General features: G+C 62.8%; 26 protein-coding genes. 12 read left to right on the forward strand and 14 right to left on the reverse strand.

The genetic code is table 11. The features are described 5' to 3' along the window. Positions 1-185: 185 nt before the first annotated feature. A complete protein-coding gene (locus tag LJ655_RS28290) occupies positions 186-1,301 on the reverse strand; it encodes an AI-2E family transporter (protein WP_230564465.1) in 1,116 nt (371 codons plus the stop codon). 271 nt (positions 1,302-1,572) lie between these two features. Between LJ655_RS28290 and LJ655_RS28295 the strand changes: the two genes are divergently transcribed. The 4 genes from LJ655_RS28295 (at position 1,573) to LJ655_RS28310 (ending at position 5,461) form a co-directional block, all read left to right on the forward strand. Next, positions 1,573-2,787 carry a DUF2863 family protein gene (locus LJ655_RS28295; protein WP_230564466.1) on the forward strand — a complete coding sequence of 405 codons (1,215 nt, stop codon included), beginning with the start codon at positions 1,573-1,575 and terminating at the stop codon, positions 2,785-2,787. Between the two features lie 213 nt (positions 2,788-3,000). After that, the gene (locus tag LJ655_RS28300; RefSeq protein WP_230564467.1) at positions 3,001-3,882 is read left to right on the forward strand and encodes a response regulator transcription factor; all 882 of its coding nucleotides are present in this window, start codon (positions 3,001-3,003) and stop codon (positions 3,880-3,882) included. A 113-nt stretch (positions 3,883-3,995) separates the two neighbouring features. Then, complete coding sequence (locus tag LJ655_RS28305) at positions 3,996-4,670, forward strand: energy-coupling factor ABC transporter permease (RefSeq protein ID WP_230564503.1); 675 nt, start codon at positions 3,996-3,998, stop codon at positions 4,668-4,670. Positions 4,671-4,843: 173 nt separating this feature from the next. Then, complete coding sequence (locus tag LJ655_RS28310) at positions 4,844-5,461, forward strand: BspC domain-containing protein (RefSeq protein WP_230564468.1); 618 nt, start codon at positions 4,844-4,846, stop codon at positions 5,459-5,461. Positions 5,462-5,569: 108 nt separating this feature from the next. On the opposite strand, the gene LJ655_RS28315 is transcribed toward LJ655_RS28310, so the two are convergent. Beyond that, complete coding sequence (locus tag LJ655_RS28315) at positions 5,570-6,736, reverse strand: M14 family metallopeptidase (RefSeq protein WP_230564469.1); 1,167 nt, start codon at positions 6,734-6,736, stop codon at positions 5,570-5,572. A 51-nt stretch (positions 6,737-6,787) separates the two neighbouring features. Further along, on the reverse strand, positions 6,788-7,570 hold the full coding sequence (gene yaaA, locus LJ655_RS28320) for a peroxide stress protein YaaA (protein ID WP_230564470.1): 783 nt from the start codon (positions 7,568-7,570) through the stop codon (positions 6,788-6,790). Between the two features lie 57 nt (positions 7,571-7,627). Between yaaA and LJ655_RS28325 the strand changes: the two genes are divergently transcribed. From LJ655_RS28325 to LJ655_RS28360, 8 genes are all read left to right on the forward strand, one after another. Further along, complete coding sequence (locus tag LJ655_RS28325) at positions 7,628-8,134, forward strand: putative toxin-antitoxin system toxin component, PIN family (RefSeq protein WP_230564471.1); 507 nt, start codon at positions 7,628-7,630, stop codon at positions 8,132-8,134. Positions 8,135-8,318: 184 nt separating this feature from the next. Beyond that, on the forward strand, positions 8,319-9,491 hold the full coding sequence (locus LJ655_RS28330; RefSeq protein WP_230564472.1) for a pyridoxal phosphate-dependent aminotransferase: 1,173 nt from the start codon (positions 8,319-8,321) through the stop codon (positions 9,489-9,491). A gap of 196 nt (positions 9,492-9,687) precedes the next feature. Continuing rightward, positions 9,688-11,244 carry a 3-hydroxyacyl-CoA dehydrogenase gene (locus LJ655_RS28335; RefSeq protein WP_230564473.1) on the forward strand — a complete coding sequence of 519 codons (1,557 nt, stop codon included), beginning with the start codon at positions 9,688-9,690 and terminating at the stop codon, positions 11,242-11,244. After that, a complete protein-coding gene (locus tag LJ655_RS28340) occupies positions 11,241-12,029 on the forward strand; it encodes an oxepin-CoA hydrolase, alternative type (protein WP_230564474.1) in 789 nt (262 codons plus the stop codon). Before LJ655_RS28335 ends, LJ655_RS28340 begins: the two co-directional genes overlap by 4 nt. A 21-nt stretch (positions 12,030-12,050) precedes the next feature. Further along, positions 12,051-12,767, forward strand: coding sequence for a histidine phosphatase family protein (locus tag LJ655_RS28345; RefSeq protein WP_230564475.1), 717 nt, complete (start codon positions 12,051-12,053; stop codon positions 12,765-12,767). 20 nt (positions 12,768-12,787) lie between these two features. Then, positions 12,788-13,894, forward strand: coding sequence for a phosphotransferase (locus LJ655_RS28350; protein WP_230564476.1), 1,107 nt, complete (start codon positions 12,788-12,790; stop codon positions 13,892-13,894). 56 nt (positions 13,895-13,950) lie between these two features. Next, entirely contained in the window at positions 13,951-15,177 is a 1,227-nt protein-coding gene (locus tag LJ655_RS28355) for an acyl-CoA dehydrogenase family protein (protein ID WP_230564477.1), read from the forward strand. Positions 15,178-15,271: 94 nt separating this feature from the next. Next, positions 15,272-15,973, forward strand: coding sequence for a glutathione binding-like protein (locus LJ655_RS28360; RefSeq protein ID WP_230564478.1), 702 nt, complete (start codon positions 15,272-15,274; stop codon positions 15,971-15,973). 99 nt (positions 15,974-16,072) lie between these two features. On the opposite strand, the gene LJ655_RS28365 is transcribed toward LJ655_RS28360, so the two are convergent. From LJ655_RS28365 to LJ655_RS28415, 11 genes are all read right to left on the reverse strand, one after another. Further along, positions 16,073-16,549, reverse strand: a complete 477-nt coding sequence (locus tag LJ655_RS28365) for a MaoC family dehydratase (protein ID WP_230564479.1) — start codon at positions 16,547-16,549, stop codon at positions 16,073-16,075. Then, a complete protein-coding gene (locus tag LJ655_RS28370) occupies positions 16,546-17,004 on the reverse strand; it encodes a MaoC family dehydratase (RefSeq protein WP_230564480.1) in 459 nt (152 codons plus the stop codon). The genes LJ655_RS28365 and LJ655_RS28370 overlap by 4 nt, the downstream gene beginning before the upstream one ends. Positions 17,005-17,037: 33 nt before the next feature. After that, a complete protein-coding gene (locus tag LJ655_RS28375; RefSeq protein ID WP_230564481.1) occupies positions 17,038-18,165 on the reverse strand; it encodes an acyl-CoA dehydrogenase family protein in 1,128 nt (375 codons plus the stop codon). Between the two features lie 10 nt (positions 18,166-18,175). Next, positions 18,176-19,372 (reverse strand): acyl-CoA dehydrogenase family protein, encoded by a 1,197-nt coding sequence (locus tag LJ655_RS28380; RefSeq protein WP_230564482.1) that lies wholly within the window; start codon positions 19,370-19,372, stop codon positions 18,176-18,178. A gap of 48 nt (positions 19,373-19,420) precedes the next feature. Beyond that, the gene (locus LJ655_RS28385; RefSeq protein WP_230564483.1) at positions 19,421-19,846 is read right to left on the reverse strand and encodes a DUF1178 family protein; all 426 of its coding nucleotides are present in this window, start codon (positions 19,844-19,846) and stop codon (positions 19,421-19,423) included. A 216-nt stretch (positions 19,847-20,062) separates the two neighbouring features. Then, the gene (locus LJ655_RS28390) at positions 20,063-20,587 is read right to left on the reverse strand and encodes a helix-turn-helix transcriptional regulator (RefSeq protein WP_230564484.1); all 525 of its coding nucleotides are present in this window, start codon (positions 20,585-20,587) and stop codon (positions 20,063-20,065) included. A gap of 45 nt (positions 20,588-20,632) precedes the next feature. After that, positions 20,633-20,896 carry a hypothetical protein gene (locus LJ655_RS28395; protein ID WP_230564504.1) on the reverse strand — a complete coding sequence of 88 codons (264 nt, stop codon included), beginning with the start codon at positions 20,894-20,896 and terminating at the stop codon, positions 20,633-20,635. A gap of 304 nt (positions 20,897-21,200) precedes the next feature. Next, on the reverse strand, positions 21,201-21,791 hold the full coding sequence (locus tag LJ655_RS28400; protein ID WP_230564485.1) for an NUDIX domain-containing protein: 591 nt from the start codon (positions 21,789-21,791) through the stop codon (positions 21,201-21,203). 45 nt (positions 21,792-21,836) lie between these two features. Next, the gene (locus tag LJ655_RS28405; RefSeq protein WP_230564486.1) at positions 21,837-22,133 is read right to left on the reverse strand and encodes a DUF2818 family protein; all 297 of its coding nucleotides are present in this window, start codon (positions 22,131-22,133) and stop codon (positions 21,837-21,839) included. Then, positions 22,133-23,605, reverse strand: coding sequence for an NADH-quinone oxidoreductase subunit NuoN (nuoN, locus tag LJ655_RS28410; protein ID WP_230564487.1), 1,473 nt, complete (start codon positions 23,603-23,605; stop codon positions 22,133-22,135). Before nuoN ends, LJ655_RS28405 begins: the two co-directional genes overlap by 1 nt. A 24-nt stretch (positions 23,606-23,629) precedes the next feature. After that, entirely contained in the window at positions 23,630-25,120 is a 1,491-nt protein-coding gene (locus LJ655_RS28415; protein WP_230564488.1) for an NADH-quinone oxidoreductase subunit M, read from the reverse strand.

Genomic DNA, 25,120 nt, shown 5'->3' on the forward strand with positions numbered 1-25,120 from the left:
CGGAATTATGAACAACTTCCAGCAGGTCGTCAACAGGTTTTTATCACTCGCTTAACCCGTCCACACCGCGGAAGTCCCCGCCATCCAAGGCTTCCCGCTCCTCCGCGCCCCGGCGTCCGGAGCGCGAAAGAGCGGGATTCTAGTCGGCGCAGCCCAAACATGCAAGCGAAATCCTGGGGTTTTCCTCAGGGCGCCTTCCCCACACGGCCCGGATCGTCTACCACGGACGTTTTCACTTCCGGCGACAGAGTCTGCGCTTTCGATGCGCCGATCGTCCAGTCATGCAGCACAGCATATGCGACCGCCAACAACGTAGGGCCGATGAAAACACCAAGGAACCCAAACGCGAACGCGCCGCCGAGGATACCCAACATCACCAGAATCAACGGCATATCGCTGTTCTTGCCGATCAGGATCGGCTTGATGACGTTGTCGGACATGCCGACAACCAGCACACCCCACACGACCAGAAAAATCGCCCAGCCAGTCGAACCGCCCTGATACAGCCAGATCGCCGCGGGCAGCCAGACGATGACCGGGCCGCCGGGCACCACCGACAGGAAAAACGTCGCCAGCCCGAGCAGCGCCGGCGCCGGCACTCCCGCCATCCAGCAACCGAATCCCGCGAGAACCGCCTGCACGAGAGCCGTACCGAGAATCCCGTAGACCACGCCCTTCACAGTGCTGCCCGCGAGCGCAAGCAGATAGTCTGCGCGCTCACCCGCGACTCGACGCATCCCCGCATTCAGCCACGCGGCCGCTCCCTCGCCACCGGTGTAAAAGAAGAACGCGAGCACGATGCTCAGCGCCAGCAGCCCCAGACCGTGCGTCACCGCCAAGGCCGCCGCCAGAATCCACTTGCCCGCCGGTGCAGCGAGCGTGCGCAGTTGTGCGATCAGTTCGGAATTGCTGCTGGTGACGCGCTCCCAAAAGGTTTCGATGCTCGAACCGACAAGCGGGATCCGCTGTATCCACGGCGGCAGATCAGGCAACCCCGACTCGAAAAGTCTTTCCACCAGCGCCACGATCTGGTGAACATGCGCGCCGAATGCAAAACCCGCATAAACGAACGGCCCCAGCACCACGATCAGAATGATCAGCACGATGAAGGTCGCAGCCAGCTTGCGCCGGCCGCCGACCACGCCAGTAAGTCGCCGGTAGAGTCCCCAGGAGCTGTAACTGAGGATGGCCCCCCACAGCAGCGCGGTCGTAAAAGGCGCCAGCACCAGCAACGAACCACCCACGAGCACAATCAATGCGAATACCGCGGCAAGTCGTTCGATCAGTTGGTCCGATTTCACGAGGGTTCTCCTATTGCGCCAGACCGCGGCAATGAAATGTCACACGCCCGTCAGGCGCCCGCTGAACGCCGTCAGTATAGAAGCGAGTCAGGCGCTCGGGGTGCTCTTATACCATCGGGTCAAGGCGATGTGCGTCGGGTGAGACTGTGCTGGTGGCAAGCGCATTCTTGAGATGGAAACGCCCAAATCGCTCGTGGATGGCCCACCAACCGATACAGCTTCCCGGAAACGACTAGAATATAAGGTTCCGTGCCCCCAATTTTCCGGATCTATGCGCTCGCGAATCGCCAAACGTCTCCCTCCCGACGCCGACAAGCTCGTCGGTCTCTCGCTCGCGCTTTTCGCGTCGGGCAGCCGTACCGAAGATCGCTTCTGGGAAGCGAGACTCGACGCGCTGCTGACAAAAATTGTGCGTAACGCCAACCAGACTACGCTCGACGCCGCGCTCGACCATCTGCAGCAGAATCATCCCGATGCCTACGGCGCGCTAGCTGACATGGCGGAAACGCATAGCGAATCGTTCGTGCTCGAACACGAAGGCGTGTCTTATGAAGCCCTGCTCATCGCGGCGCCCGTGCTCGCCTGGACCCGCTACGTGATTCCCTCCGGCCCGCTCAAGTCCGACGCCGCCGACGCGTTGCGCGCGCACCTGCAAGCGCACGTGCTCGCCGCGAACACGCGCGTCGCAATGGCGCCGTTCCTGTACAGCATCGACCAGTTGCCGCGCCATCACGTCGAAACGTGGCGCATCGCTCAGCAACTCGCGCAGGCCGCCGTCAGCGGCGGCAACCCGAAGCTCAATTACGGCGAACTGCCAGAGACCTCGCCGATTTTGGCGGACCCGCGCTTCCTGCTCGCCGTCGTCGCCGCGCCCGTCGGCGAGGCGACGTTCCGCTGGCAGGAAGAAGAGCACGGCAGTCGCATCGAACGCAGCCAATGTCTCGAGCAATGGGCCACGCAAGGCGGTGCGAATCTGTCGGTCGTGCTGCCGGGCTGCGAATTTGAATGCCTGCTGCCGGACGCGTACTACTCGGCCTGCCGCGACGCCGACGAAAGCGTTCGTCCGCACACCGTGCGGACCGCCGTGCGTTATCTTTTCGACACAATTGGCACGGCGCCGCAGGACCTGCGCGCGGTGGTTGCCGGTTTCGGCGAACGACGCATCGACGAGTACCGCGTTGGCTTCACGCGCAAGGGCAGCAACGACGTGATCTACGGTGTCGTGTGGCCACTCTATGGTCGCGAGAATGGAGAACCGGGCATCGACGAAGAGCCGCAGGAAATCACTGGCTCGGACGATCCACTCGAGGAAATCGTCGCGCTTCTCAAGGAAACCGGCATCACCGACGTGCGCCGCCACGCAGGCCGCTTCGAGCCGGAATATTGCGACGACTGCGGCGTGCCGCTGTATGCGGACCCACTCGGCGAGATCGTCCATGCGGAAATGCCTGAAGACGCTGAGCCCGCGCAACCCCATTTCCATTAATCCCGGCGTCGACATCCACGCCTTATCGCGAAAAGGCCCCGCATATGCGGGGCTTTTTCGTTGAATAGCCGCCTTTCTTATGCCTTTTGGACAGCCGTCAAAACGAAAGGAATTTGTCATCATAGACACGGTGACGTATCGCCGTGATCGAGCCAGCTTCACGAACCGGACAGATGCGTCGCGCTATCTCGCCCGATACATCTGGAGACATACATGCGCTTCTCGATTCTCAATTCAAACCCGGAACGACGTGATGGACTCAAGGCCTTGTTGCGGCAGATCGACCGGCTGGCGCGCTTTACCGAAGCCGATGAATGGCGTCTGCTCGAACGTCCGTTCAAGCGTTACCGGCCTGATCTCGTCGTAATCGACTGGGAAGACTGGATGTCGGTTGCGCAAGTTCGCGCACTGCTCAGCCACTTTCCCGACCTGCGTATCAGCGTGCTCACCGACGGGACGGTACCAGCGCTCGTGCGCGCGCTGATGGACGAAGGCGTGCTCGGCGTCGTCCCGCGCGACACCGATCCCTGCCTGATCGTGCGTGCGCTCGAAATGGTGCTGCTCGGCGGTCATTACGTGCCGCCCGGCGCGCTGGCGATCGATCCGCCGCTGCCGACCGACACCACGATCCGTCCGTTCGATGAAGAATGTCCGCCGCCGCGCCGCAACAGACTCTCGAGCGGACTGTCACCCCGGCAGGAGCAGATCATGCGCTGCGTACACATGGGCAGCACCAACAAGATGATCGCGCGCACGCTCGGCATTAGCGAGGGCACGGTCAAGATCCACCTGACCAGCATATTCCAGCAACTCGGCGCGCCCAATCGCGCCGCCGCGGTCGCGCTTTACAACGGCTGGCTGACGAACCATTTGCAGGTCCTGCGCAACAACGGCGAGAGCAGCGCGAAGCCTGTCGTACGCGGTCAACCTGGCCCAGTTCCGCTACGGCACCGCAAACGCGCGCGCTTCCAGTACCCGTTGCCCGACGGCGACACCGGCACGGCGCTGCCAATGGCAGCGGAACCCACCCCGTCGTATGGGGAGACCCCGCCCGAGCGGCTCGCACAAAAGTCGGTCAGGTCGGGCTCAACATGACGCGGGTCGCGTTGCGCACATGCGCTCGAACAACCGCATTCGCGCAACGTTGAAGGTGGGCTGGCATGGAAGCCGCTCACACCTTTTCTCGTCCAACGAGTAATATGAGACTCATGGGGTTCCTCTACACACCGCTTCCGTTCTGGGTCGCTGTCGGTGGCTGGATTGCCACTGCGATGGTGATCGCGCTCGCGCTGTGGAAGAATCCTTTCAAAAGACTTCAGGACGGCACGCTCCAGCATGTCTGGCTCGCCATCATCGTCGCGGTGTCGGTGCTGTGGGCGAGTAACGCCTGGCTCGACGACGGCACCGTGATGCACCTGCTCGGCGCCACGCTCGTCGTCACGCTGTTCGACTGGGGTCTCGCGCTGATCGCGATGGCGGTAGTTGCAGGTCTGGCTGCCGTGGTCTTCGATGCGCCGTGGCAGGGCATCGCGCTGACGTTCCTCGTGTACGGCGCGCTGCCCGTCGGTATCTCGACCTTGCTCCAGCGCGTGTGCACCGCGTGGCTGCCGCGCAATCTTTTCATGTTCATCTTCGGCCAGGGTTTCGTTTCACCCTCTATTGCCGTGTCGCTGACCGCCGCGGCAGCGCTCGGAGTTCACATCGCGGTCTCTGGCGGTTCGATGACGGTGGTGCCGGTCGGCTATGCGCTGAGCGTGCTCCTGCTCGCCACCGGCGAAGCATGGTTCACTGGCATGGCGACCGCACTGATCGCGGTCTACCGTCCCGCGTGGGTCACGACGTACGATGTGCGGCGCTATCGTCTGGGCGGCCCGCGCACCTGAGATGCGCGCTTTGACGCCGCACGGCGCGCATCTGTGATAATCAGCGCATTGTCAGTGGAGGCTTATCGGGCGCTCCCACGAGGACGACACTGAATATTTGTCGCCACATTGAACTCAACCCGTCCGCGGGGCATCTTATTTGCCTCACTTCCCATTAGCGTCTAAACAACTAGATGGATCGCACCAACTTACCGCGCCGACTGTTGCGGGTGATCGGCCGGTTCGCAGCCTGCGCAGCGAGTCTCCCCCTCATCTGCGCGGTTCCCGCATTCGCTGATCAACTCGAACAGCACAACGACCTCGTCAACAGATTTATCACCCAAATGCACGCGGACCCGCTCGTCGCGGACTGCGCCGCGCATGGCGACTTTGTCGCGAGCACATCGACCGCGTTCGACCACGTCGAATTTCCGCCCAGTTCGTTCGACAGCGCCCATTCATCGGTCACGCCGTGGAACGACTCGTTCGACGAAGGCAAGCAGCGCGTCAAGGTGGACAGCATCGTCACCGTCGAGGGCGTCGGTGTGCGCTCGAACAACTCCGGCGAGCCAGCCGATCTCAAATTCCGCTGCGGCTACGTCGGCTCACAAATGCTCGCGTTCAGCTGGAACGACCCGGTGCCGCCGAACCGCGCGAATAGCACGGGATCGGGCAAGCACAAGGGCGGCAAAGGCAAGCACGCGGCCGGCAGCAAGTCGCCGAAGAAATCGTCGAATACAGGCTCGGGAAAGTCGTCGCGCGCTGCGTCGAACAAATCGGCAAACAAGAGCTCGAAGAAAAAGAGCCCATGACATCGGGCGCCGATCGACTGGCGCGCCCGCCCGATCTGCCGTTCCAATAAAAAAACGAGGCACGCACTTTTTCCGTGCGAGCCTCGTTTTTTATGTCTGTCGGCGTCTTTAAGCGAACGTCTCTACGTGACGCAGGATCGCCTGCAACATCGCGGCGCCAAGCGACGCGCTGCGCTCACCGTTCCAGCCCACACGCTCGTCGGGCAGATTCGCGTTATCCTTGAACGGCATTTCCAACGTCAACGACAGACAGCCGAATTCATTGCCGATGTACTTCGACGCGAGCTTCAACGCATCCTCTCGATACTTGCTCGCCGCATAGCCGAACTTGTCCTGAAAATCCGGACTCGCGTGCTTGAACGCTTCGATGAACGCCTTCTGCTCGAGCCCCTGCCGCTCGGTGAAACCAGGCAGCATTTCGGAGCCCGCCACGAACACATACGGCAGCGCCTCGTCGCCATGAATATCGAAGAACAGGTCGCAGCCCGTCGCCTGAATCGCGTCGCGTACCACCAGCACCTCAGGACTGCGCGCGGCGTCCGGCTCCATCCATTCGCGGTTCAGATTCGCGCCGGCCGCATTGGTGCGCAGATTGCCGCGCACACTGCCGTCCGGATTCATGTTCGGCACGATGTAGAACACCGCGTGGCCGTACAGCTTGCGCGCGACCGGATCGCCCGCCCAATCGCCCCAACCCACGAGGCGTTTCACGAACCCTTCGATAAACCATTCGGCCATTGTCTCGCCCGGATGCTGGCGCGCGATCAGCCAGATCTTCTTTTTCGGTGCGGCGTCGGCGGCATCGTCCGTGGGCGGCGTGCCGAGCGTGAGCAGCGAAATCGGCCGGCCTTCGACGGTCTTGCCAAGTTCGGTCAGCGATGCGTGCGGCATCTGCTGCACGGCGCCGAGAAACTCGGCATGGCGCTCCTCGCTGTACGGCTCGAAGTACGCGTAGTAGATGCTGTCGAAATCCGGTGTGTGGTCGATCGTCAGCACCTTGCCGTCGTACGAGGTCGGCACGCGAAACCAGTTCACGCGGTCATAGCTCGCGACTGCCCGATAGTCGCGCCAGCCCTCCGCGAACGCGCACGCGGCTGCGTTCTCGAAGGTCATCACGCAGCGCTCGCGCGCCGCGCCCGTGAGGCGGAAATAGAACCACTGCGCGAACTCGGCGTGGCTGTCGGGCCGCACGCGCAAGCGAATATTGCCGGCGTCCTCGCAGGACAACACATCAATCGCGCCAGCGTCGAAATTGCTCGTAATCGATAACGTCATGAGATTCATCCCTGCCTGAATTCACGCTGCCTGTTCAACGCAGCGCCACCCTCATTCCGCAATACGGCGGCGAAATACGTAAGTGGAATCGTTCGAGGCTTCGGCGTTGAACGCATAGCCTTCAGAATCGAAGTCCCTCAGCTGCGCGGGACGATCGAGGCGGTTTTCGACCGCGAAGCGCGCCATCAATCCACGCGCGCGTTTTGCATGGAAGCTGATGACCTTGTAGCGGCCGCCCTTCCAGTCTTCGAACACCGGCGTGACGACCGGCGCGTCGAGCAGCTTCGGCTTGACCGACTTGAAGTACTCGCCCGAGGCGCAATTGACCAGCACGCGCGAGGCCGCCGCATTCGCCTTCAACTGCGCGTTCAACGCTTGCGTGATGCGCTCGCCCCAGAACGCATACAGGTCCTTGCCGCGCGGGTTGGCGAAGCGCGTGCCCATTTCGAGCCGATAAGGTTGCAGCAGATCGAGCGGACGCAACAGGCCGTAGAGGCCCGACAGCACACGCACATGATTCTGCGCATAGTCGAGGTCGGCCGGCGATAGCGTCTTCGCACCGAAACCTTCGTACACGTCGCCGTCGAAGGCGAGCACCGCCTGCTTGGCGTTGTGCGTGCCGAATTGCGGCGACCAGTCCGCATAACGCTGAAAATTGAGGTGCGCGAGCTGATCGGAAATGCTCATCAGCGAAGCAATCTGTTGCGGCGACAAGCGGCGCAGGCCGTTGATCAGTTCGGCGGCATCGTCGACGAAATCGGGGATCGTGTGCTTTTTGACGTGCGGCGGGGTGTCGTAGTCGAGCGATTTCGCCGGCGACAGAACGATTATCATAGAGGCTTGCAGGCACGCCGTGCCTGGCGGTCAAAGACGAAAGCCCGATTGTAACGAATGCCCGGTTCCCTCGCCTCAAGCGGCGCGTTGCGCGTCGTACTCGATTCCAACGTGTGGATCGATATTCTCGTATTCGACGATCCGCGCACGCGGCCGATCGCCGCCGCGCTCGAGAGCGGCGCCCTTGCCGCGCTGATCGACGCGCGCTGCCTCGCCGAGCTCACCTACGTGCTCGACTATCCGCAATTCGCGCAGCGCAACGTCGACAAAGCTGCCGCGCTCGCGGTCGTCGCGCGGCTGGCGCAACTGGTCGAGCCGCCTGAGCCGACCGAGTCCACCGGCAACGCGCGGCCGCTGCCCCAATGCAAGGATCGCGACGATCAGAAGTTTCTCGAGCTCGCGCATGCGGCCCAAGCTGACTGGCTCGTGTCGAAAGATCGCGCTGTGCTGAAACTGGCGAAACGGATCGCGCGCGACTTCGGCTTCCGGATCGCGCAACCGGCACCGTTCGTCGAGGCAACCGCCATCGCGCAGAATGCCGGGGGCGAGCCCGTCAGCGCGTGACTCCGGCCACCGGTATCGCGTTTCGAGCCAACCGCGCATCGACGGCTCATCACGAGCCGGGCGGACGGCCGGCGTGAATCCCGCGGTGCGCACGGCATCTCGCGATTCCCTACAATCAGGCTTCGCCCTTCGCAACGACAGTTTCGAGAACCGGCCTTCCTTATTGCCTGCTACCCACGACGCCATGAACGCACCGCACGACACGCCCACGAGCCCCACGTTTCCGTCTCGCCTGCCGGATGTCGGCACGACGATTTTCACCGTGATGAGCGCGCTCGCCGCGGAAAAAGGCGCGGTGAATCTGGGCCAGGGCTTTCCCGACTTCGCCTGCGATCCGCGCATCGTCGACGCGGTCTCCAACGCCATGCGCGATGGCCACAACCAGTACCCGCCGATGGCCGGCGTGCTGCCGCTGCGTCAGGCGATTTCGGACAAGATCGCGAACCTGTACGGCCGCCGATATGACGCCAACGGCGAAATCACCGTCACCGCGGGCGCCACGCAGGCATTGCTGACCGCAATTCTCTGCACCGTCCATCCGGGCGACGAAGTAATCGTGATCGAGCCGACCTACGACAGCTATCCGCCGTCGATCGAACTCGCGGGCGGCAAGCCGGTCTTCGTCACGCTCGACGCACCCGACTACGCGATCCCGTTCGACAAGCTCGCCGCCGCGCTCACGCCGAAGACGCGGCTCATCATGATCAACACGCCGCACAATCCGACCGGCACGGTGTGGCGCGAACAGGATATGCGCAAGCTCGAAGAGATCGTACGCGGCACCAACGTGCTGATCCTGTCCGACGAGGTGTACGAGCACATGGTCTACGACGGCGCGCCGCATGAAAGCGTCGCGCGTTATCCGGAGCTCGCGCAGCGCAGCTTCGTCGTGTCGAGCTTCGGCAAGACCTACCACGTAACCGGCTGGAAGGTCGGCTATGTGGCCGCACCTGCCGCGCTCACCGCCGAATTCCGCAAGGTGCACCAGTTCAACGTATTCACCGTCAACACGCCGATGCAGATCGGGCTCGCTGACTACATGAAGGACCCCGCACCCTACGTCGATCTGCCGGCGTTTTATCAGCGCAAACGCGACTTCTTCCGCGCGGGCCTCGCGAGTTCGCGCTTCAGGTTGCTGCCGTGCACGGGCACGTATTTTCAGTGTGTCGACTATTCGGCGATCAGCGGTCTGCCCGAAGCCGAATTCGCGCAATGGCTGACCGGCGAGATCGGCGTGGCGGCCATTCCGGTCTCGGCGTTCTATCATGAGGCGCACGAATCAGGCGTGGTGCGCTTCTGCTTCGCCAAGCAGGAAAGCACGCTCGCCACCGCGCTCGAACGGCTCGCGCGGCTCTAGGATGCGTCGCGATACCGACGAGCGGCAGGTTCACGTAGCCGGCGGTATCCGCGACGCTGAACTGAGCATCGCGGGTTCCTGACTCGGCTTCACGAGTTCCTCCTCGAACTCGATACCAGCCGCGACTTTCGATCAAATCACCCAATAAATGGCACGATCGTGCTATTCTGAAATAACCATGGAGTCCGGCATCACAATGAACTCTCGCAATTTCAGTATCGAGACCATCGGCATCGTCGGCACAGGCGCAATGGGCCGCGGCATCGCGCAGATCGCGGCGCTCGCGGGCCTGCGCGTGCGGCTCTACGACACCAACGCGGCGGCTGTCGGCGCCGCGCGCGACTATCTCGCGGAGACCTTCGCCAAATTGACGGCCAAAAGCAAGCTCGCCCAGTCGCGCTCGCTTGCGGCGCTCGCGAACGTAAGCAGCGCGCAGGCGATCAGTGAACTGGTCGGCTGCGATCTGGTCATCGAGGCGATCGTCGAAAAGCTCGATGTGAAGCAGGCGCTATTCCGCGAGCTCGAAACCGTGGTCAGCGGCCGCTGCATCCTCGCGTCGAATACCTCGTCGCTGTCGATCACCGCGATCGCCGCGGGCTGCACCGATCCGTCGCGCGTGGTCGGCTATCACTTTTTCAATCCGGTCCCGCTGATGAAGGTCGTCGAGGTGATCGACGGGCTGCGCAGCGACCCGGCAGCGGGCGACGCGCTGATGGACCTCGCGCGCCGCATGGGTCACACGCCCGTGCGCGCGAAGGACATGCCGGGCTTCATCGTCAATCACGCGGGCCGCGGCATGAATACCGAGGGCCTGCGCGTGGCGGGCGAAGGCGTCGCGAGCTTTGCCGATATCGACCGCATCATGCGCGAGCAGGCCGGCTTTCGCCTCGGGCCATTCGAGCTGCTGGACCTGACCGCGCTCGACGTGTCGCACCCGGTGATGGAGTCGATCTATCACCAGTTTTACGAGGAACCGCGCTACACGCCGTCGCCAATCACCGGCACGCGGCTCGCGGGCGGACTGCTCGGCCGCAAAACCGGCGAGGGTTTTTATCGCTACGTGGACGGCAAGCAGCAGGTGCCCGCCGAAGATCCCGTGCCGACCACGCTGCCGCAAAGTGTGTGGGTCAGCAAACGCTACCCTGAAGCGTATGAGGCGGTCGTGCAACTGGTCGGCAAAGCGGGCGTGAAGCTCGACGAAGGCGCGACGCCCGCGGCCGGTTCGCTGATCGTCGTCACGCCGTTCGGCCACGACGCGACCACGGCCGCCGTCGACGAAGCGCTCGACGCGAGCCGCGTCGTCGCCGTAGACGCGCTGTTTCCGCTCGTCGGCGCGCAACGCCGCACACTGATGACCACGCCAGCCACGACGCGCGCGGCGCGCGACAGCGCGCATGCGCTGTTCGCCGCCGACGGCGTCCCCGTCACCGTGATCCGTGATTCGACCGGCTTCGTCGCGCAGCGGGTGGTCGCGACGATCGTCAACATCGGCTGCGACATCGCGCAAAAGCAGATCGCAACGCCGCAGGACATTGATCTTGCCGTTACGCTCGGTCTCGGCTATCCGCGTGGGCCGCTCGCATTGGGAGACGCACTGGGCGCCACCACGATCCTGATCATCCTGCGCAATATGTTCAACGTGCTCGGCGAGCCGCGCTACCGCCCGTCGCCATGGCTCGCAAGACGCGCGCAACTCGGCCTTTCGCTCACGCAACGCGACGTCGCCGACGTCCAGACGGAGACAGAATCATGAGCGCCGCCCTCCTCGCTTCACGCCCGGCCAGCAGCGAATCGACGCTGGTCCTCACACTGTCGAATCCCGGCGCGCGCAACGCGCTGCACCCCGACATGTACGCGGCCGCCATCGAGGCGTTCGATACGGTCGAGCGCGATCCGTCGATTCGCGCCGTCGTCATCACCGGCGCCGACAACTTCTTTTGCGCGGGTGGCAATCTGAACCGCCTGCTCGAAAATCGCGCGAAAGACCCGTCCGTGCAAGCCGACAGCATCGACATGCTCGGAGAATGGATTTCGGCACTCCGGCTGTCGTCGAAACCCGTCATTGCGGCAGTGGAAGGCGCCGCGGCCGGCGCGGGATTTTCGCTTGCGCTCGCCTGCGATCTGATCGTCGCCGCCGACAACGCCAAATTCGCGATGTCATATGCGCGCGTCGGCTTGACGCCCGACGGCGGCGGCTCGTGGTTCCTCGCGCAGTCACTGCCGCGTCAGCTGGCCACCGAGGTACTGATCGAAGCCAAGCCGATCGGCGCTGCGCGATTGCATGAACTTGGCGTGGTCAACCGGCTGACGAAAGCCGGCAGCGCACTTGATCACGCGCTCGCCTGGGCCGACGAGCTCGGCTCGATTTCGCCCAACTCGGCCGCGCGCATCAAGGGGCTGATTGCCGCCGCCGGGGCGCAAACGCTCGCGGATCATCTGGTCGCCGAGCGCGATAACTTCGTCGCGTCGCTGCATCATCGCGACGGTCTCGAAGGCATCACCGCGTTCCTCGAAAAACGCGCGCCGATCTATAAATAAGCGACGGGAGAGCCACCCGACATGCCCGACTACCAACTGCCGAAACGTCGCCGCATCTTCCTCATGCGTCACGGCGACGTCACTTACTTCGACGACTCCGGCCGCGCGATCAATCCCGAAACCGTGCCGTTGAACGCGAACGGCCGCGAGCAGGCGAGCGCGGCGGGCCGCGTGTTCGCCGCGCAGCAGGTGCGCTTTGACCGCGTGATCGTCAGCGGCTTGCCGCGCACGATCGAAACCGCGCGGCGCGTGCTTGCCGAAACGGGGCAGCAGATCGAACCCGAGATCGAACCCGCATGGCAGGAGATTCGCGGCGGGCGGCTCGGCACCATTCCGGCGAGCGATATCGAGGCGGCGTTTCTCGGCGTGTTCGACGGCATCGTGCCGGAAAGCACGCGTTTTCTCGACGGCGAAACGATCGGCGAGCTGTTCGATCGCGTGTTGCCGGCCGTGACGGCGCTGCGGGAGGACACGTCGTGGGACACCGTCTTGCTGGTGCTGCACGGCGGCGTCAATCGCGCGATCCTCTCGCACGCGCTGACGGCTGGGGGCCGCACGTTCTTCGGCCATCTGGCGCAGGCGACCGGCTGCATCAACGCGCTCGACGTCGGCGCCGCACCGCGCGACTGGGTGCTGCGCATGCTCAACTATTCGCCACCGTCTCCGTTGCATCGCGACATCCGCAACACGACGATGGAAATGCTCTACGCGCAATTCATCCGATACCAGCGCAGCTGACACCGAACTGGAGGGCACACATGGCGCAAGCCACGCAGACCGGCGAACCCGCACGCGGCCGGGACTACTCGGCTTTCGAGGGCACCCGCCCGGTCAACGAGCGGCAACGCTTCGACAACGACGCGCTCGCCGCGTGGCTGGCCGGGCACGTCGATGGATTCGAGGGTCCGCTCACGCTCGAGCAATTCGCGGGCGGACAATCCAATCCCACTTTCAAGCTGATTACGCCGTCGCGCTCGTATGTAATGCGCGCGAAGCCCGGGCCCGCCGCGAAGCTGCTGCCGTCCGCGCATGCGATCGAACGCGAATATCGCGTGATGCGCGCGCTCGCCGGCACCGAGGTGCCGGTCGCGCGGATGCTCGCGCTGTGCGAGGACGAAAGCGTGCTCGGCCGCGCGTTCTACGTGATGGAGTTCGTGGAGGGGCGCGTGCTGTGGGATCAGTCGCTGCCCGGGATGACGCCCACCGAGCGCGCGGCGATTTATGACGAAATGAATCGCGTCATCGCGGCGTTGCACAGCGTCGACGTCGCCGCCGCCGGCCTCGCCGATTTCGGTAAGCCCGGCAATTACTTCGCGCGCCAGATCGGTCGCTGGAGCAAGCAGTATCTGGCCTCCGAGACCGAGCCGATCGACGCGATGCATCGGCTGATCGATTGGCTGCCGCAGCACATGCCCGCAGAGACGAGTGGCCGTACCTCGGTCGTGCATGGCGACTATCGGCTCGACAATCTGATCTTCGATCGCAACGAGCCGCGCGTGCTTGCGGTGCTCGACTGGGAACTGTCGACGCTCGGCGACCCGCTCGCCGATCTTGCGTATCACTGCATGGCTTGGCATGTCGACCCGGCACAGTTCCGCGGCATCGCGGGACTCGATTGGGGCGCGCTTGGCATTCCCGATGAAGCACGGTACGTCGAGCGATATTGCCAACGCACCGGCTTCGAGATTCATGGCGACTGGAATTTCTACCTGGCGTACAACATGTTCCGCATTGCCGCGATCCTGCAAGGGATCATGAAGCGCGTCGTCGACGGTACCGCATCGAGCGCGCAGGCGCTCGACGCCGGCCGACGCGCGAAGCCGATGGCCGAACTGGCCTGGCGCTACGCGCAGAAGGCTCTCTAGACGCAACGGCGCGCCCCGCGTCCCACATTCGCAGTCCGCAATCCGCGAGGTCTCAGATGAATTTCGATTACACCCCGAAGGTCCAGGCGTTGCGCGAAAAACTGCTCGCCTTTTTCGACGAGCACATTTATCCGAACGAACAGGCGTTCTATGCCGAGATCGCGCGCAATCGCCAGAACGGCAACGCGTGGGTGCCGACCGAACTGATCGAGCAACTGAAGCAGAAGGCACGCGACGCCGGCCTGTGGAATCTGTTCCTGCCGCAATCGGAGCGCGGCGCCGGCCTGACGAATCTCGAATACGCGCCGCTGTGCGAGATCATGGGCCGCGTGCCCTGGGCGCCGGAAGTGTTCAACTGCAACGCGCCGGACACCGGCAACATGGAGACGATCGAGCGCTACGGCAGCGAAGACAACAAGCGCGAATGGCTCGAACCGCTGCTTCAAGGGCAGATCCGTTCGGCGTTTCTGATGACGGAACCGGAGGTGGCGTCGTCGGATGCGACCAATATCCAGACTAGCATCGTGCGCGACGGCGACCATTACGTGATCAACGGTCACAAGTGGTGGTCATCGGGCGCGGGCGATCCGCGTTGCGCCGTCTATATCGTGATGGGCAAGACCGATCCGGACGCGCCGCGCCATCAGCAACAGTCGATGATCCTCGTGCCCGCCGACGCCACCGGCATCACCGTGCACCGCCCGCTCACCGTGTTCGGTTACGACGATGCGCCGCACGGCCACATGGAGATCACCCTCGACAACGTGCGGGTACCCGCCACCAACATGCTGCTCGGCGAGGGCCGCGGCTTCGAGATCGCACAGGGCCGTCTCGGCCCGGGGCGCATTCATCACTGCATGCGCCTGATCGGTCTCGCCGAACGCGCGCTCGAACTGATGGCGAAGCGCTCGCTGCGGCGGGTCGCGTTCGGCAAGCCGGTTGCATCGCAAGGCGTCACCCAGGAGCGTCTCGCCGAGGCGCGCTGCATGATCGAACAGGCGCGCCTGCTCACGCTGAAGACCGCGTACATGATGGACACCGTCGGCAACAAGGGCGCGCGCGGCGAGATCGCGATGATCAAGGTGGTCGCACCGAACATGGCGTGTCAGGTGATCGACTGGGCGATTCAGGCGCATGGCGGCGGCGGCGTCAGCGACGATTTCCCGCTCGCGTATGCGTATGCCTCGGCGCGCACGCTGCGGTTCGCCGACGGTCCCGACGAAGTGCACCGCAACGCGATAGCCAAGCTCGAGCTCGCGCGTTATATGAATGCGGGCGGCTGAGGTCATCGCAAGCGGCGTCGCGCGATCTATGCTCTAATTTTCGGCAACGGCGGCGCCCTCATTGCGGCGCGGCTTTGACGAACAAGGAGCCAGGATGATCGACGTCTATAGCTGGGCGACCCCGAACGGCCACAAGGTTCACATCATGCTCGAGGAGACGGGCCTGCCTTACACCGTGCATGCCGTGAACATCGGTGCCGGCGACCAGTTCACGCCCGAGTTTCTCGCCATCAGTCCCAACAACAAGATTCCCGCGATCGTCGATTCTGAAGGTCCGAAAGGCGCCGATGGGCGGCCGTTCGCGTTGTTCGAATCGGGTGCGATTCTGATCTATCTCGCCGAGAAAACCGGCAAATTTCTACCGACCGATCCCGCCGCGCGCTATAAGGTGCTGCAATGGCTGATGTTCCAGATGGGCGGCCTCGGTCCGATGCTCGGACAAACGCACCACTTCCGCGTGTATGCACCCGAGCAGATCGAATACGCGGTCAACCGCTACACCAACGAAGCACGGCGTCTGTATGGCGTGATGGACACGCAACTCGGCAAGACGCGTTATCTCGCGGGCAACGACTATACGATCGCGGACATCGCCGCGTTTCCGTGGACGCGTTCGTGGAAAAACCAGGGCATCGACCTCGATGCGTTGCCGAACGTGAAGCGCTGGCATGAAGAAATCGCGGCCCGGCCGGCGGTGGTGCGCGGCGTCGAAGTGCTCGCGTCCGCGCGCGCGCCGCTGATGGACGATAAAGCGAAAGAGATCCTGTTTGGCGCCACGCAGTACGCGAGACACTGATTCAAAGCCGTCTCGCTGAGACGGCTCGACACAAATAGAAAGCGCGAGCGGCAGGCACGCCGGCTCGCGCTTTTTCATTTCATCTGCAAAGGGCAAACGCTAGAAATAATGCCGCGTGATGAACTCCGCGACGCACACCGGCCGCGCGCTGCCCTGACGCTCGAGCGTCACGTTCCATGCGAGCTGCACGCCGCCGTTCTCCACGTCGGTCACCGATTCGACCGCGAACTTCCCGCGCAGCGACGAACCGACCGGCACAGGCGAGATGAAGCGCACGCGATTCAAGCCGTAGTTGACGCCCATGCGTTGCTCGATTCTCACCGTTTCGCCGAGCAAAGCCGGAATCAGCGACAGCGTCAGGAATCCATGCGCGACCGGCCCGCCAAAAGGCGATTCAAGCGTGGCCCGCTCGGGATCGATGTGAATCCATTGATGATCGCCGGTCGCCTCGGCGAAGCGGTTGACCCGGTCCTGATCGACGCTTAGCCATTCGCTGACGAGCGGCTGCGCGCCGATGAGCGCACGCAAGGCTTCGGCGTTGTCGAACGCAACGATCGTCGCGGCACTCGCTTTCATGCCGCGACTCCAGGTTCGCGCAGACCGAACAGGCCCTTCGAGCTCACCGTGATCACCGTTTCGCCGTGCTGATTGATACCTTCCCAGCGGGTCGACACGATGCCGCGATCGGGCTTGCTCTGCGACACGCGTTTGTCGACGACGACATTCATCATCGTGATCGTGTCGCCAACTCGTACCGGCTTTAGCCAGCGGATTTCGTCGACACCGGGCGAGCCCATCGACGTCGAATCCGCCAGTACATTGCGCACGAGCATGCCCATCATGACCGAGCACGTGTGCCAACCGCTCGCGACGAGGCCACGAAACGGCGATTCGGCCGCGGCGGCTTCGTCGAGATGAAACGGTTGTGGATCGAACTTCTGCGCGAATTCAACAATCTCCTCGCGCGTGAATGTGTGCTTGCCGATCTCGCGGCTCGTGCCCACTTCCATGTCTTCGAAACTGAATTTCATTGTGCAACTCCTTTGTCCGCTGAAACCGGCCGCTCAGTCTTCGGCGATGGCAAATGCGGGTAGCGTGGCAAACCGCGCGAGATGATGATCGACGTCGCCAAGCGTGGTCTCGATGATCGCAAGACGCTTGAACAGATGCGCAGCCGCCACTTCGTTCGTGACACCCATGCCGCCATGCAGCTGCACCGCCTGTTGACCGACGAAACGCGCGGCCTGCCCGACCCGAACCTTGGCTGCGGAGATGGCACGACGCCGCTCGTTCGCGTCCTCACTCGCGTAGCGCATCGCAGCCAGATACGTGATCGAACGCGCCTGCTCCGCGTGGATCAGCATCTCGACCATGCGGTGCTGCAACGCCTGAAAACGCGCGATCGGCTGGCCGAACTGCTGGCGCGTTTTCGTGTACTCGACAGTGGCGTGATTGAGCGCGTCGAGCGCGCCGAGCGCTTCCGCGCACAGCAGCAACGTGCCGTAGTCGGCGATCTGCTCGAGGCCCGCCGCACCCGCATGTTTGCCGGCGAGCCGGCGCGCAGGCGTGCTGCTGAATTCGAGCGTCGCGGCCCGCTGGCCGTCGATGGTGCGGTACTCGGTGAGCTTGACGCCGGACGCGTTTCGCGCGACGGCAAAAAGCGCGATTTCGCCATCGAGGCGCGCCGGCACGATCCAGTGGTCCGCCTGTGCGCCGTGCTGCACGACCGATTTCGTGCCGCTCAGCGTGTGCTGTGCGCCCTGCGCGCTCGCGGTCGTCGCGACCTCGAACAGATCGTAGCGCGCGTGCGGCTCGTGAAGCGCCACGGCCAGTTTGCATTCGCCCCGCGCCACCCGCTCAAGCAATGCGGCGTCTTCGCCGTCGTCAGTGCCTGCGATGCGCAGCGCTTCGATGCCGACCGCGGTCGCCCAATACGGCTCGATGACGAGCGCCCGACCGAGTTCCTGCATAACCACGAGCATGTCGATCGGGCCGCCGTTGAAGCCACCGTGCGCTTCGGGCACCGGCAACGCGGTCAACCCAAGCTCGGTGAACGCGGTCCAGTGCGAAGCCGATATGCCCTGCTCCGAGCGCACGATCTCCTGGCGCGCTTCGAAGCCGTAACTCTTCTCGAGATAGCGGCGCAACGCATCGGCAAATTGCTGTTGTTCGTCGTTGAAAGTGAAGTCCATGCGACGCTCCTCAAAGTCCGAGAATCATCTGCGCGATGATGTTCTTTTGAATTTCGTTCGACCCGCCGTAAATCGACGTCTTACGGAAATTGAAGTAGTACGCGGCGAGCGGCGCGGCATCGTCGTCGCCAGCGAGACTGTGCTCGCGTTCGCCTTCGAGGAAAGGCACGTCGAACGGTGCGGCGAGCGGACCGATGGCTTCGAACATCAACTCGGTCAGCCCCTGCTGCACCTCCGTGCCCTTGATCTTCAGCATCGATGCTTCCGGACCCGGGCCGCGGCCGCCCGCCTCGTTGGCCACCACGCGTTGCACGGTGACTTCCAGCGCCATCAACTCGATCTCGAGACCCGCGACCTTCGCGGCAAACACCGGATCGTGCAGCAGCGGCTTGCCGTTCTTTCTCTGATTCAGCGAGACACGCTTGAGAAAGGCCAACTCGCGCTTTGACGCGCCGACTCGCGCAATGCCGGTACGCTCGTGCCCGAGCAGATATTTCGCATACGTCCAGCCGCGATTTTCTTCGCCGACCAGATTGTCGACCGGTACTTTCACGTCCTCGAAGAACACTTCGTTGACTTCGTGATCTTCGTCGAGCGTGATGATCGGCCGCACCGTGATGCCCGGCGTTTTCATGTCGATGAGCAGGAACGAGATGCCCTCCTGCTTTTTGGCACCGCTGTCGGTGCGCACGAGGCAGAACATCATGTCGGCATACTGGCCGAGCGTGGTCCAGGTCTTTTGACCATTGACCACGTAATGATCACCGACGCGCTCAGCGCGAGTGCGCAGCGACGCAAGGTCGGAGCCCGCTCCCGGCTCCGAATAGCCCTGGCACCACCAATCCGTACCATCGAGAATGCGCGGCAGATAATGGCGCTTTTGCGCCTCGTTGCCGTACTTCATCAGCACCGGCGCGACCATCGACACACCGAAAGGCAGAACGGTAGGCGCGCCTATACGCGCGCACTCCTCTTCCCAGATATGCCGTTGCGTCGCGTCCCAGCCAGGGCCGCCGTATTCGCGCGGCCATGCGACCGCTGACCAACCTCGCGTGCCGAGCAGCCTGTGCCAGCTTGCGAAGTCTTCGCGAGAAAGACGTTTGTGATTGAGAACCTTGTCGCTCAGCTCGCGAGGCAGATTCGCTTCGAGCCAGGCGCGGATGTCGGCGCGGAACGCGTCTTCAGCGGGGGAATAGTCCAGATTCATGCGTAGTGTCTCCTGGCCGCCACCATCCGGCTGCCTGGAGCCACTGCGCTATTGCAGCGGTTCCTTCAGCGCAGCCGGGACCGGCAGCGGCATCACTTCAATGCCTTCCTCGACCAAGGCACGCGCATCCTCCGGCGTCGTCACGCCGCGAATGCTGCGCGCGGGCGCCTCGTTGTAGTGAATGCGCCGCGCTTCCTCGGCGAAGCGGTCGCCCACGTTCTCGGTCTTCTCCAGTACCTCGCGCAGCGCTCGGATCATGTGCGCCTGCATTTGCTCTACGCCCGCCGGCACCTTCGAGTCGGCCGCGCCCGACAGATTCAGACGCGGTGCCGACGGCAACCGGCTGACCTCGGTCGCGCCGCAGATCGGACATTCGACGAGCTTGCGGGACTGCTGCGACTCGAAGTCATCAGCCGAAGCGAACCATCCTTCGAACCGATGGCCATGCGGACACTGTAAATCGAGGACCTTCATGTGGAATCAGGGCTTGCGTGCCAGTTTAGCGCAAAATGAAAATTTGTGAACGGTCGTTCGTAAAGCTGCGGAGCCGACGCTCAGTCGTCAGTTGGTGTACGGGAATCTGACGCGGGTGGGCGATTTTAACGCTTTACGGCAGGCCCTGCCGAAGGCGGCCCGGCGCGTAAGCCATGTCACGCCTGATTCGTTTTCCCGCCCGCTTCCGGAGCCCTCCTACGCCACGAGATCTCCGAGTTGACGGCTCACACGCGGTTCGATCTGACGGGCCTCCTTCGTCAGATTGATCTGCTTTGCCAGTTTTGCCATGTCCATCACACCGGTCTTGATGTCGTAGTCGCCGCGCTCGGTCAGCCATTCGAGTACGTCCGCCAGATGCCACACCGACGCACTGCCTTCGTGGACCGGCGGCGGGAAGTCGATGGCGTGGTTCAGCATCAGCTTGCGCATGTTTTGCCGCGACACACCGGCCACCTCGGCCACGTCGGTCAGCCCCACGAAGTCAGGCCCCGCTTCGACCAGTCTGGCGGACGGCACCGTGCGCTTCACGTCTTTGAGCGCGCTGGCGACAGCCTCAATCGCGCTCGCGCCTTCCCGAGTGAAAAGCAGCGCGAGACGACCTGCTTGCCCGACGCCAACTGTGGCGTCGTCGCACCCCATTGCTCCCAACCGCTCGACGATTGCGTCCGCATCACAGTCTTCGGCAGCGAGGCGATATTTCAACGTGAACACATATTCCATACGTTACTCCTGTCCTGGTTTAGCCCACCTGATTGCGATTGCGGTTTAATACTTGCGAACCGACTGACGTCGAGTCGTGCAGTTGTCGACGATGCGCCGCAAATGTCTGGCGTGATTGCCGGGGTTCTTCGGCGTACTCCATACGCTCGATATACAGAACTCTCCGCAACGGCACTCGCTGTCTTTGTACGGGCAAGAAATCTTTCCCCACGCATGGCCTTTCCCTCCGTCCTGGACGCGCCAGCCATGCCGTTCCGCGTACGCCAATGCGTTCTCGATCTCTTTCTTCGTGTGCTTTCCTCGAACCACCGGCACCTCCAATGTAGTCGCTCCGCCAATAGTTGTCAATCGACAACCACAAATCGACCTGCAATCAGATTATTCCGATGCCGATCATTCGTTATCCCAAACAAGATCAGCGACCGGCAGCGGATAATAGGTTCATACTAGCTCGCCAACGAGACCGCGACGAGCCGGCCGGATGGCATAGGAACCGCCTTGTTCTCGGGCTCGAAAGAAAATGGCGAAGCCAATGACGAAGCCCCTGCCGGTCGTCGACCAACAGGGGCTTTATTAAACGTCAACGCGGATCAGCGATCCGGCAGAGGCACACCTATACCGCTTCGGGCGCTTTCGTCGGCCACGCGCCCGACAACACCTTCTCGAGCCAGAACGTACCAATGATCGTCTTCACATCGGTGATTTTGCCCGTTCGCACCCACTCCGACACCTGCTCCAGGTTTGCCGTGAAGAGTTCGAGAAACTCGCCGTCGTCGAGTTCGCGCTCGCCCACGGTCAAGCCTCGCGCGAGATAGATGTCAATGAATTCGGTCGAATAGGAAATGATCGGGTGAATTCGTGTCAAGTACACGTATTCGCGAGCGGTATAGCCGGTTTCCTCACGTAGTTCGCGCACCGCGCAGGCGAGCGCCCCCTCGTTCGGGTCGAGCTTGCCGGCCGGATATTCGACCATCACCTTGCCCATCGGATAGCGATACTGGCTCTCAAGCAGGACGCGACCGTCATCGAACAAAGGGATCACCATGACGGCGCCCGGATGCTGAACGTATTCGCGCGTCGCCTGTTTGCCGTCTGGCAAACGGACCGTATCGAACTTGACCGTCATGAACGGCCCTTGATGGACCGTCTTGCTGTCGATGCAAGTCTCAGTTAGCGCGGCATCGTGATTGGGAAGTTCGGCCATGTGCGGACCTCAGAACAGCCAGGCGCGCCCGACGGCGGCACGCCGTCAGCGGCGTTTGACGAGATATTGGAAGGTAAATCCGGGGAATGCGAACACGACGAACAGCGCGAACGTGATCGCATAGAACTGCCAGCCCTGCTCGAAGCGATTTCCCGCGCGCGCCTCGAGCAGAAAAGCCAGCGCGCCGACCACGAAATACAGCACGATCAATTCGGCGATCCGGAGCCATGCGCTTTTCTTCGCCGCTTTCAACGGCACGGCGGCGAAGAGGCGCTGATTCACGAACGGCAGGTTGGCGCCGACCAGCGCCAACAGCACGATGAACCAGCCCGCGGCGGACATCAGAGCAGCAGCGTGTGCTGGACTGCCTGCAGACAGGCGCGCAACAGCGGATCCGGCACTATACCGAGCACCAGCACCGCGACGCCGTTGAGCGCGAGCATCGCGCGAGTGCCCGTGTCGGCAAGGATCGGCGATTTGTCTTGCGGCTCGTCGAAGTACATCAGCTTGACGATACGCAGGTAGTAGAACGCGCCGAACAACGACGTAATCACTGCCAGCACGGTGAGCCAGGTCAGGCCAGCGTTCATCGTCGCCTGCAGCACGGCGAGCTTCGCGTAGAAGCCGACTGCGGGCGGAATTCCCGCGAGCGAGAACATCATGATCATCATGACGAAGGCGAACACCGGGCTGCGCTGATTGAGGCCCTTGAAGTCCTCGAGCGTGTCCGCTTCGCAGTCGCGGCGCGCGAGCAGCATGATGACGCCGAAGGTGCCGAGTGTCGTGATCAGGTAGACGATGCTGTAGAACATCGCCGAGCTGTACGCGCTCGCAGCGCCCGTGGTCTTCTCGTCGACGACGCCGGCGAGCAGGCCGAGCAGCACGAAGCCCATGTTCGAAATCGCCGAATACGCGAGCATCCGCTTGACGTTGCGCTGCACGATACCGGTAATGTTGCCGACGATCAGCGACAGCGCCGCCAGAATCACCAGCATCTGCTGCCATTCAACTGCGAGCGGCAGCAGGCCCATCACGAGGAAACGCAGACCCCAGGCAAACGCCGCGACCTTGGGGCCGCCGCCGACCACGAGCGTCATGGCCGTTGGTGCGCCCTGGTACACGTCGGGCACCCACATATGGAACGGCACCGCGCCCATCTTGAACGCCACGCCCGCCACGATGAAGATCACACCGAACAGCAACACGGTCGCATCGTAGTGGCTTGTGCTGATCGCCTTGAACACCTCGCTCAGGTCGAGCGAGCCGGTCGCGCCATACAGCATCGAAATACCGTAGAGCAGGAAGCCCGAAGCCAGCGCGCCGAGCACGTAGTACTTCATCGCCGCTTCGTTCGACGACGCCACTTCGCGGCGCAGCGCAATCACGGCGTACAGCGACAGCGACATCAGTTCCAGACCGAGGTACAGCGTCAGGAAGTTGTTGCCCGAGATCATCACGATCTGACCGAGCAGCGAGAACATGCCGAGCAGGAAGAAGTCGCCGCGGAACAGGCCACGGTCTTCCAGGTAGCGACGCGAATAAACGATCGTCACCGCGTAGCCGAGCGACACCACCGCCTTCATCACGTTGGCGAACGGATCGACCACGTACATGTGATCGAAGAAGTAATGCACTTGCGGGTCGAACGCATTGAACGCGAACCAGATCCCGGCGACGAGCGTCGAGTAGAACGCGATGAAATACGTGGTGCGGCGACCCTCCTGGCCGACGAACGTGTCGTTGAGCCACGCGATCACAATGGCGAACATCACCAGTGCGTCGGGCAACAGAGCAGTCATAGGGGCGTTTTGCATGGTCTTAAATTCCTCCGCTCGTCGTTACTGAGGCAACGGCAGCTTCGATTGAGCAACGTGGGAGAGGAGGTTTTCCACGGATACGTGCATCACATCGGTAAAGGGCTTCGGGTACAGGCCCATGAACAGCGTCAGTGCAGCAAGCACTGCCAGCATGAAAAACTCGCGGCGGTTGATGTCGAACAGGCTCTTCACGTGATCGTTGGCGACCGCACCGAAGTACACCCGCTTGTACATCCATAGCGTGTAGGCCGCGCCGAGAATCAGCGTGACGGCCGCACCGCCCGCGATCCAGAAGTTGTACTGGACGGCAGCCAGAATCACCATGAACTCGCCGACGAAACCGGAAGTGCCCGGCAAGCCGCAGTTGGCCATGGCGAACAGCATCACGAACGCGGCGAACTTCGGCATCACGTTGACGACGCCACCGTAATCGGCGATCTGACGCGAGTGCATCCGGTCGTACAGTACGCCGATGGTCAGGAACATCGCGCCCGACACGAAGCCGTGCGAGATCATCTGCACGATCGCGCCTTCCGCGCCGAGCTGATTGAAGATGAAAAAGCCGAGCGTGACGAAACCCATATGCGCGATCGACGAATAAGCGACCAGCTTCTTCATGTCGGCCTGCACCATCGCGACGAGGCCGATGTAGATCACGGCAATCAGCGACAGCGTGATGACGACCGGCGCCAGAAAATGGCTCGCGTCCGGCGTGATCGGCAGTGAGAAACGCAGGAAACCGTATGCGCCCAGCTTCAGCATGATCGCGGCCAGCACGACCGAGCCGCCGGTCGGCGCTTCCACGTGGGCGTCAGGCAACCAGGTGTGCACCGGCCACATGGGGACCTTCACCGCGAATGCGAGGAAGAACGCGATGAAGAGCAGTACCTGTGGCGTCATCGCGATCTGCGTGTGCTGCCAGGTCGCGAGGTCGAACGATCCGGTCTCGACATACAGATAGATCAGCGCGACCAGCATCAGCAGGGAGCCCGCCAGCGTATACAGGAAGAACTTGAACGCCGCATACACGCGGTTCGGCCCGCCCCACACACCGATGATGATGTACATCGGAATCAGCGTCGCTTCGAAGAACGCGTAGAACAACAAGCCGTCCGCCGCGCTGAACACGCCCACCATGATCCCCGAGAGGATCAGGAACGCTGCGAAGTACTGGCCGACGTTCTTGGTGATCACTTCCCACCCTGCGATCACCACGATCACCGTGATCAACGCTGTCAACACGACGAACCACATCGAAATGCCGTCCACGCCGAGGTGATACGTGATGTGGAAGCGATCGATCCAGCTCGTCTGCTCGACGAACTGCAGGTCGGCGGTGCTCGAGTCGAAGCTCGTGATCAGCGGCAGCGTGACGATGAAGCTCAGGACCGAGCCGATCAGCGAGATCCAGCGTGCGGGGGCCGGGTTCTGGTCGTTGCCGATCGCAAGGACCAGCAGACCGAAGAGGATCGGCAACCAGATCGCGATGCTGAGAATCGGATAAGCGTGCAT

The sequence above is a fragment of the Paraburkholderia translucens genome (assembly GCF_020881035.1).
Classification (GTDB): domain Bacteria; phylum Pseudomonadota; class Gammaproteobacteria; order Burkholderiales; family Burkholderiaceae; genus Paraburkholderia; species Paraburkholderia translucens.

Coding starts and splice junctions, on each gene's coding strand:
- LJ655_RS28380 (WP_230564482.1), bottom strand. CDS start 19,372: ATGAATCTGGACTATTCCCCCGCTGAAGACGCGTTCCGCGCCGACATC.
- LJ655_RS28405 (WP_230564486.1), bottom strand. CDS start 22,133: ATGTCCGCCGCGGGCTGGTTCATCGTGCTGTTGGCGCTGGTCGGCGCC.
- LJ655_RS28370 (WP_230564480.1), bottom strand. CDS start 17,004: ATGAAATTCAGTTTCGAAGACATGGAAGTGGGCACGAGCCGCGAGATC.
- LJ655_RS28385 (WP_230564483.1), bottom strand. CDS start 19,846: ATGAAGGTCCTCGATTTACAGTGTCCGCATGGCCATCGGTTCGAAGGA.
- LJ655_RS28300 (WP_230564467.1), top strand. CDS start 3,001: ATGCGCTTCTCGATTCTCAATTCAAACCCGGAACGACGTGATGGACTC.
- LJ655_RS28345 (WP_230564475.1), top strand. CDS start 12,051: ATGCCCGACTACCAACTGCCGAAACGTCGCCGCATCTTCCTCATGCGT.
- LJ655_RS28315 (WP_230564469.1), bottom strand. CDS start 6,736: ATGACGTTATCGATTACGAGCAATTTCGACGCTGGCGCGATTGATGTG.
- LJ655_RS28375 (WP_230564481.1), bottom strand. CDS start 18,165: ATGGACTTCACTTTCAACGACGAACAACAGCAATTTGCCGATGCGTTG.
- LJ655_RS28330 (WP_230564472.1), top strand. CDS start 8,319: ATGAACGCACCGCACGACACGCCCACGAGCCCCACGTTTCCGTCTCGC.
- LJ655_RS28350 (WP_230564476.1), top strand. CDS start 12,788: ATGGCGCAAGCCACGCAGACCGGCGAACCCGCACGCGGCCGGGACTAC.
- LJ655_RS28310 (WP_230564468.1), top strand. CDS start 4,844: ATGGATCGCACCAACTTACCGCGCCGACTGTTGCGGGTGATCGGCCGG.
- LJ655_RS28390 (WP_230564484.1), bottom strand. CDS start 20,587: ATGGAATATGTGTTCACGTTGAAATATCGCCTCGCTGCCGAAGACTGT.
- LJ655_RS28335 (WP_230564473.1), top strand. CDS start 9,688: ATGAACTCTCGCAATTTCAGTATCGAGACCATCGGCATCGTCGGCACA.
- LJ655_RS28295 (WP_230564466.1), top strand. CDS start 1,573: ATGCGCTCGCGAATCGCCAAACGTCTCCCTCCCGACGCCGACAAGCTC.
- LJ655_RS28340 (WP_230564474.1), top strand. CDS start 11,241: ATGAGCGCCGCCCTCCTCGCTTCACGCCCGGCCAGCAGCGAATCGACG.
- nuoN (WP_230564487.1), bottom strand. CDS start 23,605: ATGCAAAACGCCCCTATGACTGCTCTGTTGCCCGACGCACTGGTGATG.
- LJ655_RS28360 (WP_230564478.1), top strand. CDS start 15,272: ATGATCGACGTCTATAGCTGGGCGACCCCGAACGGCCACAAGGTTCAC.
- LJ655_RS28305 (WP_230564503.1), top strand. CDS start 3,996: ATGGGGTTCCTCTACACACCGCTTCCGTTCTGGGTCGCTGTCGGTGGC.
- LJ655_RS28400 (WP_230564485.1), bottom strand. CDS start 21,791: ATGGCCGAACTTCCCAATCACGATGCCGCGCTAACTGAGACTTGCATC.
- LJ655_RS28365 (WP_230564479.1), bottom strand. CDS start 16,549: ATGAAAGCGAGTGCCGCGACGATCGTTGCGTTCGACAACGCCGAAGCC.
- yaaA (WP_230564470.1), bottom strand. CDS start 7,570: ATGATAATCGTTCTGTCGCCGGCGAAATCGCTCGACTACGACACCCCG.
- LJ655_RS28325 (WP_230564471.1), top strand. CDS start 7,628: ATGCCCGGTTCCCTCGCCTCAAGCGGCGCGTTGCGCGTCGTACTCGAT.
- LJ655_RS28415 (WP_230564488.1), bottom strand. CDS start 25,120: ATGCACGCTTATCCGATTCTCAGCATCGCGATCTGGTTGCCGATCCTC.
- LJ655_RS28355 (WP_230564477.1), top strand. CDS start 13,951: ATGAATTTCGATTACACCCCGAAGGTCCAGGCGTTGCGCGAAAAACTG.